This is a genomic window from Brevundimonas sp. D3-1P, from assembly GCF_055809335.1.
Genome location: NZ_CM147908.1, coordinates 1,171,533 through 1,184,378, shown reverse-complemented (window position 1 = coordinate 1,184,378; position 12,846 = coordinate 1,171,533). Strand labels below are relative to the sequence as shown.

Sequence of the window (12,846 nt, the reverse complement as noted above, 5' to 3'; positions counted from 1 at the left end):
GTCTTTCGCTTGTCGGAAGGCGGCCCCTTCTTTTACGTTTCTGTTGTGCGAGCGTGCCCATGAACCGCCGAAACTTCCTGATGCGAACAACGGCGGGTGCGGCGGCTCTGGCGGTCGGGGTTCCGGTTATGGCCGAAGCGCGACAGGCGGCGAATTCGGCGGTCACGGGAGCGGTCAACGGGACGCAGCGGCGGCCGTTGCGGCTGGACCGTGAGATCGAGGAGCTTCAGGAGAGGACCTTCCGCTGGTTCGTGAAGGTCACGGATCGCCGGACCGGGCTGACGCCGGACCGCTGGCCCACGCCGTCCTTCTGTTCGGTGGCGGCCGTCGGCTTCGCCCTGACCTGCTGGCCCGTGGGCGTCGAGCGCGGCTGGATGAGCCGGGCCGAGGCGCGCGAGCGCACCCTGACCACGCTGCGCTTCTTCCATGATTTGCCGCAGGGGCCGGAGCCGACCGGGACGGCGGGGCACAAGGGCTTCTTCTATCATTTCCTAGACATGGAAACCGGGCTGCGGTTCGCGCAGAACGAATTGTCCACCGTCGACACCGCCCTGCTGATCGGCGGCATGCTATTCGCCGCCCGCTACTTCGACGGCCGCCACGCCGACGAGGCGGAAATCCGCCAGAAGGCCCAGGCCCTCTACGAGCGGATCGAATGGCCGTGGGCCGTGATCCGCGACAACCGCATCACCATGGGCTGGCATCCCGAAAGCGGCTTCATCCCCTCGGACTGGCACGTCTATAACGAGGGGATGCTGGTGCTGCTGCTCGCCATCGGCAGCCCGACGTATCCGGTGTCGGTCAATGTCTGGCACGAATGGGCCGCCAGCTACGACGAGAGCTGGACCGACCGCTGGGGCAGCTGGCACCTGAACTTCGCCCCCATCTTCGGCCATCAGTACAGCCATATGTTCATCGACTTCCGCGGCATCCAGGACGCCTGGATGCGCGGCCAGTCGGCTCAGTTGGGCGAGCAGCTCGACTATTTCGAGAACAGCCGCCGCGCCGTCTACGCCCAGCAGAAATACGCCCACGACAACCCGGGCGGCTGGGCGGGCTATACGTCCGAGGTCTGGGGGCTGACGGCGTGCGACGGGCCGGGCGATTTCAAACAGCTGATCGACGGCAAGGAACGCGAATTCTTCAGCTATTCCGCGCGCGGGCCGGGCGAACGCGACGACGGCACCCTGGCGCCGACGGCGGCGGCCAGCTCCATCGCCTTCGCGCCGGAGATCGTCGTGCCCTGCGTCAAGGCGATGAGGGCGAAATACGGTTCGGCCATCTATACGGAATGGGGCTTCCTCGACAGCTTCAACCCGACGCTGACGGTGCGGGACGGGCCGCTGCAGCACGGCCGGATCGTGGATGGCGTCGGCTGGGTGGACGGCGACTATCTGGGCATCGACCAGGGGCCGATCGTCATCATGACCGAGAACCACAGGTCTGAGTTCGTCTGGCGTTACATGCGCGGCGAGCCGAATCTGCGGCGGGCGCTGGACATCGCCGGCTTCACCGGCGGCTGGATGAACGGATGAACCTGGCGCCCCATAGACGCGGCGCATTGGCCCTGATGGCGGGCGGGGCGGCGGCGGCCTGCGCCCCGCGCCGATCAGGCGAGATCGTGCTGCGTTTTTGGGCCATGGGCAACGAGGGTGGGACGGTGGGCCAGCTGACGCCCGAGTTCGAGCGGCGCCATCCGGGCGTCCGCGTCGAGGTTCAGCCCCTGCCGTGGACAGCGGCGCACGAGAAGCTGCTGACCGCCTACGCCGGGGCCTCGCTGCCGGACGTCAGCCAGATCGGCAACAGCTGGGTGGCGGAACTGACGGCCATCGGCGCCCTGTCGCCGACCCCGCCCGAGGCCGCGAACCTGCTGAGCGACCAATTTCCGGCGGTGCTGGAGACCAACGAGATCGGCGGCCGGGCCATGACGACGCCCTGGTATGTCGATACGCGGCTGCTGTTCTATCGCAAGGATCTGCTGGCCCGCGCCGGGTTCGGGGCGCCCCCGCAGGACTGGGCCGAATGGAAGCGGGCGATGCACGGCGTCAAGCTCGCAGCGGGTCAGGGAAACTATGCGATCCTGTTGCCGCTCAACGAGTTCGAGCAGCTTCTGACCTTCGGGCTTCAGGTCGACGAACCCCTGCTGCGCGACCGGGCCACGCGCGGAAACTTCTCCAGCCCCGGCTTCGTTTCGGCCCTGGCCTTCTACAAGAGCCTGTTCGACGAGGGCCTGGCGCCGCTGGCGTCTTCGACGCAGATTTCCAACGTCTGGACCGAGTTCGCCAAGGGCTATTTCAGCTTCTACTTTTCCGGCCCGTGGAGCGTGGGCGATTTCCGCAGCAAGCTGCCGGCGTCGTTCCAGCCGCAATGGGCTACGGCTGGGGTGCCGGGGCCGAAGGGGCCGGGCGCGTCGGCGCCGGGCGGGTCCAGCCTGGCCGTATTCTCTTCGTCCCGGCATCAGGACGCGGCCTGGGCTCTGGTGCGATACCTGTCGGAGCCTGCCGTCCAGGCGCGTTTCAACGCCATCGTCGGCGACCTGCCGGCGCGTCGGAGCGCCTGGGGCCTGGCCCAGGTCGAACGCGACCCTATGCTGGCGCCGTTCAAGGGGCAGCTGGAACGGGCCAGGGCCGTGCCCAAGGTCCCCGAATGGGAACGGATCGTCACCGAGATGCAGATCGTCGCCGAGCGGATGGTGCGTGGCGAACATACGCCCGAGAGCGCCGCCGCCGAGATCGACCGCCGCGCCGACCGGCTGCTGGAAAAGCGCCGCTGGATGATGGAGCAGGGCAGGGCCGCATGACCGCCGCCGATCCCACAGTCACGCCGGTCAGGCGGGCGCGCGGCGTCGGCGCCCGCGAGCGCGCGGCCTGGGCCTTCGTGGCACCGGCATTGATCGCCATCGGCCTGTTCTTCGCCATTCCGGTGCTCGCGGCCTTGCTGCTCAGCCTGACCGATTTCGACATCTACGCCCTGGCCGACCTGGACAACCTGCGTTTCGTCGGGCTGCAGAACTATGAGCGGCTGCTGACCAACCCCCTGTTCTGGGGGGCGATGAAGAACACCCTGACCTTCGCCGTCCTGGGCGTTCCGCTGTCCATCGCGGCGTCGCTGGCGGCGGCGGTGATCCTGAATGCGCGGGTGGTGAAGTGGCGGCCGATCTGGCGGGTGATGTTCTTCGCGCCCTACGTCACCACCCTGGTCGCGACGGCGGTGGTTTGGCGCTATCTGCTGCACACCCGCTACGGCGTGATCAACTGGGGGCTTGAGAGCATCGGCCTGCCCGCAATCGACTGGCTGGGCGACCCCTCCACCTCCATTCCCGCCATCCTGATGTTCGTGGTCTGGAAGATCTTCGGCTACAATATGCTGATCTTCCTCGCTGTGCTGCAGACCGTGCCGGACGACCTGTACGAGGCCGCGCGCATCGACGGCGCCGGGCCGTGGAAGCAGTTCCGCCATGTCACCCTGCCGGCCATCGCACCGACCCTGCTGCTGGTCTCGATCATCTCGGTCGCCAGCTTCTTTCAGCTGTTCGCCGAGCCCTATGTGATGACGCAGGGCGGGCCGGCCCAGAGCACGGTGACGGTGCTGTATTTCATGTACGAGGAAGGTTTCAAATGGTGGAACCTGGGCTCCGCCAGCGCCGTCGCCTTCGTCCTGTTTTTGTGCATCCTGGCCATCACCCTGGTCCAACTGGCCGTCGCCAAGCGGGTGGGGGCGTATCAATGAGTTGCTCCCCTCACATCCGTCATCCTCGCCCTTGTGGCGAGGATCCATACGCTCGGTGCATCCGCAGGGTGCGCCATCGTCGGACACCGGGAGTCTGGATCCTAGGGACAAGCCCTAGGATGACGACGAAAGAGGAGGAAGGACGATGAAACTTCGGTCCATCCTCCTCAACCTCGCCGTCGCCTTCATCGCCCTGGTGGTGCTGTTCCCGCTGGTCTGGATGGTGTCGGTCAGCTTCATGGCGCCCGGCGAAGCGGCTGTCTTCCCGCCGCCGCTGTGGCCCAAGACCTGGACGCTGGAGCATTATCGCGACCTGTTTTTGAACCAGGGTATGGGCCGCTATCTGTGGAACAGTTTCGCCCTGGCGACCCTGGCGACGATCCTGGCCTTGGGGTTCACGGTCCCGGCCGGCTACGCCTTCGCCAAGCTGAGGTTCAGGGGACGCGAACGGCTGTTTCAGTTCCTGGTCGCCGCCCTGGTGGTGCCGGCCCAGATCGGCACCCTGCCGCTGTTCCTGATGCTGAAGGGGATGGGGCTGGTGAACACCTATGCCGGGGCGCTGGTGCCTTGGCTGGCATCCATCTTCGGCCTGTTCCTGGTGCGCCAATATGCGCTAAGCATTCCCGACGAGATGCTAGAGGCCGCACGGATCGACGGCGCCGGCGAGGGCCAGATCTTCCGCCGCGTGGTCTTGCCGACGTTGCAGCCGATCATCGTGACGCTCGGGCTGTTCGTCTTCCTGGGCAGTTGGAACGACTTCCTGTGGCCGCTGATCATCTTGACGGACCAGTCAAACTACACCCTGCCGGTCGCTTTGGCGGCCCTGTCGCGCGAGCATGTGCAGGACATCGAACTGATGATGGCCGGCGCCGTGGTCACGGTCGCTCCCGTGCTCATCCTCTTCCTCGCCCTGCAACGCTACTACATCCGCGGCATGCTTGCGGGCAGCGTGAAGGGGTGATCTTCGAAGCCGTTCCTCCGCTTCAAGTTCGTCATCCTAGGCCTTGTGCCTTGGATCCATACACCCGGTGTCGAAGGCGCGCCCCGCTCTCGACGGAGTCTATGGATCCTAGGCACAAGGCCTAAGGATGACGGGGAGAGGAGACTGAATCTGGAGCAGTCCGAATGCGTTCTCTGACCTCGGCCATCGCCCTCGGCGTCGCCCTGATGGCCGCCCCCGCCTTCGCCCAGCAGACGAAGGTGCTGGATGAAATGGAGGACGCCGCCGCCTGGACGGCCGACGCCTCCACCGACGTGTCCTCGACCGTGTCTTCGGTCGCGGGGCATGACGGGCGGGCGGTGCGGCTGACCTACAACTTCAACGGCAAGGCGGGTTACGCCTTCGCGGCGCGCGCCCTTCCGTTCGACCTGCCCGACAACTATGAGATCAGCTTCTGGGTGCGCGGCGCGGGGCCGACCAACACCTTCGAGGTCAAGTTCACCGACGCCTCGGCCGAGAACGTCTGGTGGAAACAGACGGCCCGCTATGATTTCCCCGAAGGCTGGACCCGGTTCGTCATCAAGCGGCGCCAGGTGTCCAAGGCGTGGGGCCCCAGCCCCGAGACCGAACTGCGCCGCGCCGAGCGGGTCGAGTTCGTCGTGGTGGCGGCCGAGGGCGGTCGCGGCTTCATCGACATCGACCAACTGTCGATCCGCGAACTGCCGCTCGATCCGGCGGTCCCGCCCCAGCCGGTCGCCAGCGACGGCCGCTCGCCTTCCACCGCGTCGCGCGCCGTGGACCTGAACGCCAGGACCGCCTGGGCCCCGCCGATCGACGGAAGCCCGGTCCTGACCCTGGACCTGGGTTACGAGCGCGAGTTCGGCGGCCTGACCCTGCGCTGGGGCGAATGGGGCGCGGCGGCGGGCTATCGCGTCTCGACCTCGCTGGACGGGCGCGACTGGCGGGAACTGGCGAGAGTCGCGGGCGGAAACGGCGGCGTCGATTGGCTGAGGACGCCCGAGGCGACGGCGCGCTGGCTTAGGCTGGAACCGCTGAAGCCCGTTCCCGCCTCCGATGTCGTCGGTTCGTCCGGCGCGGGCCAGCGGCTGGGCGCGGCCCAAGCGACAACCTATGCGCTAAACGAGATCGAGGTCGAGCCGCTGGCCTTCGGCGCCGACGCGACGGTGTTTGTCGAGGCGGTGGCCAAGGAGAATCGGCGCGGCCTTTATCCGCGCGGCTTCTCCGGAGAGCAGTCCTATTGGACGCTGGTCGGCGTCGACGGGGGCGGGGAGAGCGGTCTGATCGGCGAGGACGGCGCCATCGAACTCCGTCGCGCCGGACCCAGCATCGAGCCTTTCGTCGTCGACAACGGCCGACTGATCACCTGGGCCGACGTCGGCATCCAACAGGGCTTGAGGGACGGCGACCTGCCGATCCCGAAGATCACATGGACCGCCGACGACTGGACGCTGAAGATCACCAGCTTCGCCGACGGCGCGCCGGATCAGGCGCAGCTGTGGGGGCGCTACGATCTGACCAACACCTCGCCCCATCCACTAACCTTGACCCTGGCCCTGGCCGCACGGCCCATGCAGGTGAATGCGCCGCGCCAGTTCCTGGCGATTCCCGGCGGGGTCAGCCCGGTCGAGAAGATCGCCTGGGACGGCGGCCAGCTGATCTTGAACGACGCGGTTCGGGTGCAGCCGTTGGCGACGCCGGATCAGGTGGCGCTGGCGACCTTCGATACGGGCGGCGATCCGCAGTCTCTGGTCCTGCCGTCGGCGCTGCGTCCAGCGGGCGATCCTGCGGCGACGACGGACGCCACGGGTCTGGCCTCCGCCGCCCTGACCTATAAGGTGACGCTGCAACCCGGCGAGACGCGCACCGTGGGTTGGGTGTCGCCCCTGTCCGGCAACGCCCTCGCGCCTGAGCCGATGGGGCAGGCGGCGGCTGTGCTGGAAACGGTCGAGACCCGACTGGCGGCCGAATGGCGCACGAAACTTGATCGGGTCGAACTGACCCTGCCGCCGGCGGCCCAGCGGATCGAGGACGCGCTGAAGTCGTCCCTGGCCCATATGCTGATGTCGCGCCAGGGGCCGATCCTGCAACCCGGCACCCGCAGCTACAACCGCTCCTGGATCCGCGACGGGGCGATGATGGCCGAGGGGCTGAACCGGTTGGGCATGGCCGAGCATTCGGCCGACTATCTGCGCTGGTACGCCCCCTATGTGTTCGAGAACGGCAAGGTCCCTTGCTGCGTCGATGCGCGCGGCGCCGATCCGGTGCCCGAGAACGACAGCCATGGCGAGTTCGTCTTCCTGGCCGCCGAAACCTATCGCTACACCAAGGACGAGGCCCTGCTGCGTCAGGTCTGGCCGCAGGTGCAGAAGGCCATCGCCTATATGGACGAGCTGCGCGCCTCGACACGGACGGCGGCCTTCCAGACGCCGGACCAGCGCCACCTGTACGGCCTGCTGCCGCCGACGATCAGCCACGAGGGCTATTCGGACAAGGCGGCCTATTCCTACTGGGACGATTTCTGGGGGCTGCTGGGCTACAGGGACGCGGTCTTCATCGCCGAGACCCTGGGCGACCCAGAGGCCGCCGCCCGCTACGCCGCCACCCGAGACCAGTTCGCCGCAGACATCCGCGCCTCGATCACGGCGACGGCGGCGCATCATGGAATCGACTGGATCGCCGGGGCGGCGGATCGGGGCGACTTCGACGCCACCTCGACCACCATCGCCCTGTCGCCGGCGGGCGAGCAGGATAATCTGCCGCCAGAGCTGATGGCGCGAACCTTCGACCTCTATTGGGAAAACTTCCAGAACCGGCTGAGCAACCGCACGGCGTGGAAGGACTACACCCCCTATGAATGGCGGTTGGTCGGGGCCTTCGTGCGGCTGGGCCAGAAGGAGCGGGCGCTGGCGGTGCTGGACTTCCTGATGGCCGACCGCCGGCCCGAGGCCTGGAACGGCTGGGCCGAGGTGGTGGGCCGCGACAAGCGCGAGCCGCGCTTCATCGGCGACATGCCCCACGCCTGGATCAGTTCCGACTATATCCGCTCGGCGCTGGACCTGTTCGCCTACGAGCGGGACCGCGACCACGCCCTGGTGCTGGCGGCGGGCGTGCCGGAGCGGTGGCTGGATACGCGGGAGGGCGTCGGGGTGCGCGGTCTTCGCACTGCTTACGGCCCGCTGACCTACGCCTATCGCAAGGAACGGCGGGGGTATGTGCTGACCCTGGGCGACGGCGCGACCCCACCGGGCGGGTTCGTGCTGCAATGGCCGGCGGGGCAGGGGCGGCCCGAACGGGTGCGGATCGACGGTCGTGCGGCGGCGTGGTCAGGCGACGAACTGACGATACCGGTGGGCGCGCGGCGGGTAGAGATGCGTTGAAGAACGGCTTCCTTCTCCCGGTAGGAGAGGGATCAGAGTCTTCGGAACGCCTTGCCGTTCGCGTCGAACAGGTGGGCCTGTTTGGCCGGGACGTGCAGCGTCAACCGCTCGCCGGCCTTGGCCCGCAGGTCGCCCGCCAGCTGAATCGTCAGCGTATCCTCGGACGCCGGATGCTTCAGGTGCGCCATGGTCGTCGCGCCCAGGGTTTCGACGAACATGACCTCGGCGGTCATGGCATCGTCGTCGCCGGTCATGGTCAGGTGTTCGGGGCGGACGCCCAAGGTGACGGCGTCGCCGGCCTTGGCCGTTCCCGCATCCACGGCGATGCGGATCGTCTCGCCCGCAGCGGTCTTCACCGTCGCGCCGGTCTGAGCCGCCTCGACGATTTCGGCGGCTAACAGGTTCATCTTCGGGCTGCCGATGAACCCTGCGACGAACAGATTGGCGGGGCGTTCGTACAGGTCCATCGGCGCGCCGACCTGTTCGATCCGCCCGCCGTTCAACACCACGATCCGGTCGGCCAGGGTCATGGCCTCGACCTGGTCGTGGGTAACGTAGATCATGGTGGTCTTCAGTTCGGCGTGCAGTCGCGCGAACTCGTAGCGCATCCGCACCCGCAGGGCGGCGTCCAGGTTGGACAGGGGCTCGTCGAACAGGAAGACCTGGGGCTCGCGCACGATGGCGCGGCCGATGGCGACGCGCTGGCGCTGGCCCCCCGACATGGCCTTGGGCTTGCGGTCCAGATAATCGGTGATGCCGAGCGCCTCGGCGGCGGCGCGGACGCGGCAGTCGATCTCGGCCTTGTCCGTCTTGGCCAGCTTCAAGCCGAAGGCCATGTTCTCATAGGCCGTCATGTGCGGGTAGAGCGCATACGATTGGAACACCATCGCGATGCCCCGGTGGGACGGCGACAGGTCGTTGACCATGCGGTCGCCGATCCAGACCTGGCCCGTCGTCGCCTCTTCCAGACCGGCGATGGTGCGCAGCAGGGTGGATTTGCCGCAGCCCGAGGGGCCGACGAAGACCACGAACTCGCCATCGGCGATCTCCAGGTCGACGCCCTTCAGCACCTCGACGGCGCCGAACGCCTTCTTCACGTCGACCAGACGGACGTTCGCCATGCTTCCTGTTTCCTGCGGCTTCTATTTTGGCGCACCGTAACCGGTTACATCGCCGGATCAATGGCGTCCGTGATGTCTGCGCGATCCGTCGCGGCCGGGCGCGGCGTAGCGGGCAAGATGGCCTGGTCGGCGACGAAAATTGCAAAATTGCAAAATTCGTCTTTCACAAAACGGCCCCGCTGGCTAGAAGCCGCCACCGACCGCAGGGGGAACGACGATGGCGCAGCGCAGGCTTTTGATGGCGACCGTTTCGGGCGCGTGGCTGGCGGCGGCTGCGAGCGCTCCCACCCAGGCGCAAGACGGGGCTCAGGACCAGGCGCAGGTGGAAGATGTCGTCGTGACCGGCTCCCGCATCGCCGGCGGCGACCGGATCGCGCCGGTCGAGACGGTCGGGCGCAACGTCATGGACGCGGCGGGGGTCGCCGACGCCTCGCAACTGGTGCGGCTGGTCACGGCCAATGCGGGATCGGAAGCCCAGGTCGATCAACTGAACCAGCCCCAGAGCTCGGGCACGGCCCAGTTCAATCTGCGTAATCTCGGCCTCGGTTCGACCCTGGTCCTGGTGGACGGCCAGCGCTGGACGACCAGCGCCGTTGTCGCAACCGACGGCGCGGCCTTCGTGGACATCAACTCGCTCGTACCCATGATCGCGCTGCAGCGGGTCGAGGTGGTCAAGGACGGGGCCTCGGCCGTCTATGGCTCGGATGCGGTGGCCGGCGTGGTCAACTTCATCACGCGTCACGACGTGGGCCGGCCCGAGGTTTCGGCGAAATACGCGGTCGCCGACGGGTCGGAAGAGAGCGTGATCCAGGCCATCGGCGGACTGGACCTGCTGGGCGGGAATCTGACGCTGGCGGCGTCGCATTTCCACCGGTCGGCCCTGGGATCGGACGAACGGGACTTCACCCAGGCCGAACGCTATGGCCGGGCGGCATGGACGGCCGTGACCAGCTATGGCCAGCCGGGGGCCTATTTCCGGCCCAGCGGCAATGGCTTTTCGCCCGACCCGGCCTGCGGAGACCCGGCCTTCGCCAGCGCCTATCTGAATACGCCGAGCGACGCCTTCTGCCGGCTGGACTATTCGGACTTCTTCGACCTGGCGCCGGAGGAGACACGGACGCAGGCGTTCGCCGACTGGCGTCGGCCTGTCGGACAGATGAACCTGTCGCTGCAAGGCGCCTGGTCGTCGACCCGGACCCGCGCGCGCCAGACGCCGTCCCTGCCGATCCTGGCCCAGTCGCTAATGGTCCCGGCCTCGCACCCCGACAATCCGTTCGGCGAGGCGGTGCTGTTCCGGGGGCGGCTGCTGGGGGCGGAGGCCGGGGCGTCGGCGGCCGATTTCGAATACGAGACCTGGCGCCTGTCGGCGGGTCTGGACGGACAGTTCGCCAATGGCTGGACCTGGACCCTGGCCGCGACCAGCAGCCGCCAGCACGTCGCATACGACAAGCCCGACACCATCGGCAGCGCGTTGCAAAGGGCGCTGAACGGCTTCGGCGGGGCGGGCTGCGATCCGGCGACGGGGACGGCGGGCGTCGGCGCCTGCCAGTATTTCAATCCGTTCGGCAGCGCTTGGCTGGGGACCGGCACAGCCAATGGCGCAGCCCTGATCGACAGCCTGATCGGCTATACCGGCCTGCGGGGCGCGGCGAGCCTGACCACGGCGGACGCCGCGACCAGCGGTCAGGCCCTGGCCTGGGGCGGCGGAGCTATCGATCTGGCGCTGGGCGTCCAGTATCGCCGCAGCGGCTTCCGGCACGACTGGAGCGATCTGGTCAACGCCGGAGACCTGCTGACCGCCGGCTATTCCCCCGACTTCGAGGGCGATCAGGAGGCGTTGGCCGCCTTCGCCGAGGCGCGCCTCCATCTGGGCGAGCGGATCGAGGGGCAGTTGGCCGGCCGCTACGAATCCTACAACGGGGAGGGACGGTTCAGTCCCAAGGCCGCCATCCGCTGGGATGCGACGGACAGGCTGGCGTTGCGGGTCTCATGGGGCCAGGGCTTCCGCGCCCCGTCCGTCTACGCCCAGTCCGGGGCTCAGGCGTCGCAGCCGTCGGTGTTCGACCGGGGCGCCTTCGTCTTCGTCAACACCCTGACCTCGGGCGATGCGGGGCTGAAGCCCGAGAAGTCCGAGAGCCTGAGCCTGGGCGCCTTGTGGCGGCCGCTGGACGGGCTGGAGTTCAGCCTGGACGCCTGGCGTTTCGACTATGCGGATCAGGTGATCAAGGAGTCGGCGCAAGGCCTCATCGACCAGGCGGCGGCCGATACGGCGGCGGGGCGGACAGGAACCCCGGCGCAGGCGCGCATCACCCGCTCGCCCAGCGGCGCCCTGACCTTCGTGCAGCTGTATTTCGTCAACGCCTCGTCCATCGAGACGCAGGGGCTTGATCTGGCCGCGCGCTATGGCCGCGACCTGTGGGGCGGGCGGGCGACGGCGTCGGCGACCTGGACCTATGTCGACCGCTACGACATCCGGTTGAACGACGGTGCGGCCCGGACATCGGGCGTCGGCTCGACCAATCTGAGCAATATCGGCCGGTCTTTGCCGCGCAATCGCGGGGAGTTCGCCCTGGGATGGAGCGGCGGGACGAGCGCCCTGACGGCCCTGGTCCACTATACCGACGGCTATCGCAACGACCGCAGCGGCATAACCGATACGACCATCGCCAGCCAGACGACGGCGGATATGCTGTACAGCCGCACCCTCGGCGCCGATATCGACCTGGCGCTGGGCGTGGTCAATGTGTTCGACAAGGCACCGCCCCTGGCCCAGTTCGCCCTGGGCTACGATCCCGTCGTCGCCGATCCGCGCGGGCGGGTGTTCAGCGTCGCCCTGACCAAGCGGTTCTGAGGCCAGAGCGCGTTTGCGCCCGCAATCGGTCGGTGTATGCATGCCCTTGCAAGGGGACGATCCATGACGACCGACGGCGAGACGCGCAAACAGGCGCTCAAGGACCTGTCCGAGGACGCCCTGGGCTTTGGCGGCGTCGACATCCGCACGGTGCGGGATCTGCTGATTCGTCCGCGCCTGGTGCTTCAGGCCTGGATGATCGAGGGGCCGACCGGCGGCGGGGTCTACGCCAAGCCGCTGAAGCTGTATCTGGGGCTGAACGCGATCTTGATGCTGATCGTGTTTCTGCGGGGCGGAATCGACGGGGTTCTGGATCAACTGCCGCCGGACCTGCTGACGTCGCTGATCACCCAGTCGGGCAAGTCGCGCGACGCCTTCATGGCTGCGGCCGATGGCTGGATGTCGTTCGTCACCGTGCCGCTGATGGCGCCGCTCTACGCTCTGGCGGCCCTGCCGTTCCTGCGTCTTTGGGACGCCGAGGACCTGGGCTGGCGTCGAGGCTTTCGCGCCGCCTTCGCCTATCTGAACGCCTGGACCGTGCCGATGACGCCGCTGTTCTGGTTCGTCTTCGGCACGGGGCCCGTTGCGATGATCGGCAGCATCGTCCTGTTCCTTCTAGGCGTGGCGACTTTCCTGAGGATGGGCCGGGGGCGTTGGTATCGCGGGGGCGCCGTCGGCCTGGGCAAGGCTCTGGTGCTCCAGATCGCCATCAGCGCCGTCATGATGGTCGGATCGCTGCTGATCGCCGGCGTGGGCGTTCTGGCGGGCTTGTTGGCCTGAAGGCGGGCGACGCTTTAAGGGGGGCGG

The 12,846-nt window shown here is 67.8% G+C and carries 8 protein-coding genes; 7 read left to right on the top strand and 1 reads right to left on the bottom strand.

Annotated elements, in window-relative coordinates; translation table 11 throughout:
* The first annotated feature begins 59 nt into the window (after nucleotides 1-59).
* The 5 genes from AC0L6G_RS06085 to AC0L6G_RS06065 all read left to right on the top strand — a co-directional run bounded on the left by AC0L6G_RS06085 (nucleotide 60) and on the right by AC0L6G_RS06065 (nucleotide 8,067).
* The gene (locus AC0L6G_RS06085) at nucleotides 60-1,535 is read left to right on the top strand and encodes a glucoamylase family protein (protein WP_473252990.1); all 1,476 of its coding nucleotides are present in this window, start codon (nucleotides 60-62) and stop codon (nucleotides 1,533-1,535) included.
* Nucleotides 1,532-2,800, top strand: a complete 1,269-nt coding sequence (locus tag AC0L6G_RS06080) for a sugar ABC transporter substrate-binding protein (protein WP_473252989.1) — start codon at nucleotides 1,532-1,534, stop codon at nucleotides 2,798-2,800. Before AC0L6G_RS06085 ends, AC0L6G_RS06080 begins: the two co-directional genes overlap by 4 nt.
* Nucleotides 2,797-3,729, top strand: coding sequence for a carbohydrate ABC transporter permease (locus AC0L6G_RS06075; RefSeq protein ID WP_473252988.1), 933 nt, complete (start codon nucleotides 2,797-2,799; stop codon nucleotides 3,727-3,729). Before AC0L6G_RS06080 ends, AC0L6G_RS06075 begins: the two co-directional genes overlap by 4 nt.
* 145 nt (nucleotides 3,730-3,874) lie before the next feature.
* Nucleotides 3,875-4,690 (top strand): carbohydrate ABC transporter permease, encoded by an 816-nt coding sequence (locus tag AC0L6G_RS06070; RefSeq protein ID WP_473252987.1) that lies wholly within the window; start codon nucleotides 3,875-3,877, stop codon nucleotides 4,688-4,690.
* Nucleotides 4,691-4,854: 164 nt separating this feature from the next.
* Nucleotides 4,855-8,067, top strand: a complete 3,213-nt coding sequence (locus tag AC0L6G_RS06065; protein WP_473252986.1) for a discoidin domain-containing protein — start codon at nucleotides 4,855-4,857, stop codon at nucleotides 8,065-8,067.
* A 32-nt stretch (nucleotides 8,068-8,099) separates the two neighbouring features.
* On the opposite strand, the gene AC0L6G_RS06060 is transcribed toward AC0L6G_RS06065, so the two are convergent.
* Entirely contained in the window at nucleotides 8,100-9,188 is a 1,089-nt protein-coding gene (locus AC0L6G_RS06060) for an ABC transporter ATP-binding protein (RefSeq protein ID WP_293825797.1), read from the bottom strand.
* A 217-nt stretch (nucleotides 9,189-9,405) separates the two neighbouring features.
* On the opposite strand from AC0L6G_RS06060, the gene AC0L6G_RS06055 reads away from it, so the two are divergent.
* Nucleotides 9,406-12,039, top strand: a complete 2,634-nt coding sequence (locus tag AC0L6G_RS06055) for a TonB-dependent receptor domain-containing protein (RefSeq protein ID WP_293825799.1) — start codon at nucleotides 9,406-9,408, stop codon at nucleotides 12,037-12,039.
* A gap of 63 nt (nucleotides 12,040-12,102) precedes the next feature.
* Nucleotides 12,103-12,819, top strand: a complete 717-nt coding sequence (locus AC0L6G_RS06050) for a hypothetical protein (protein WP_291536006.1) — start codon at nucleotides 12,103-12,105, stop codon at nucleotides 12,817-12,819.
* Nucleotides 12,820-12,846 lie beyond the last annotated feature (27 nt).

Excerpts from the sequence above, each read along its gene's own strand:
- AC0L6G_RS06085 (WP_473252990.1), top strand. The coding sequence starts at position 60 with ATGAACCGCCGAAACTTCCTGATGCGAACAACGGCGGGTGCGGCGGCT.
- AC0L6G_RS06080 (WP_473252989.1), top strand. The coding sequence starts at position 1,532 with ATGAACCTGGCGCCCCATAGACGCGGCGCATTGGCCCTGATGGCGGGC.
- AC0L6G_RS06075 (WP_473252988.1), top strand. The coding sequence starts at position 2,797 with ATGACCGCCGCCGATCCCACAGTCACGCCGGTCAGGCGGGCGCGCGGC.
- AC0L6G_RS06070 (WP_473252987.1), top strand. The coding sequence starts at position 3,875 with ATGAAACTTCGGTCCATCCTCCTCAACCTCGCCGTCGCCTTCATCGCC.
- AC0L6G_RS06065 (WP_473252986.1), top strand. The coding sequence starts at position 4,855 with ATGCGTTCTCTGACCTCGGCCATCGCCCTCGGCGTCGCCCTGATGGCC.
- AC0L6G_RS06060 (WP_293825797.1), bottom strand. The coding sequence starts at position 9,188 with ATGGCGAACGTCCGTCTGGTCGACGTGAAGAAGGCGTTCGGCGCCGTC.
- AC0L6G_RS06055 (WP_293825799.1), top strand. The coding sequence starts at position 9,406 with ATGGCGCAGCGCAGGCTTTTGATGGCGACCGTTTCGGGCGCGTGGCTG.
- AC0L6G_RS06050 (WP_291536006.1), top strand. The coding sequence starts at position 12,103 with ATGACGACCGACGGCGAGACGCGCAAACAGGCGCTCAAGGACCTGTCC.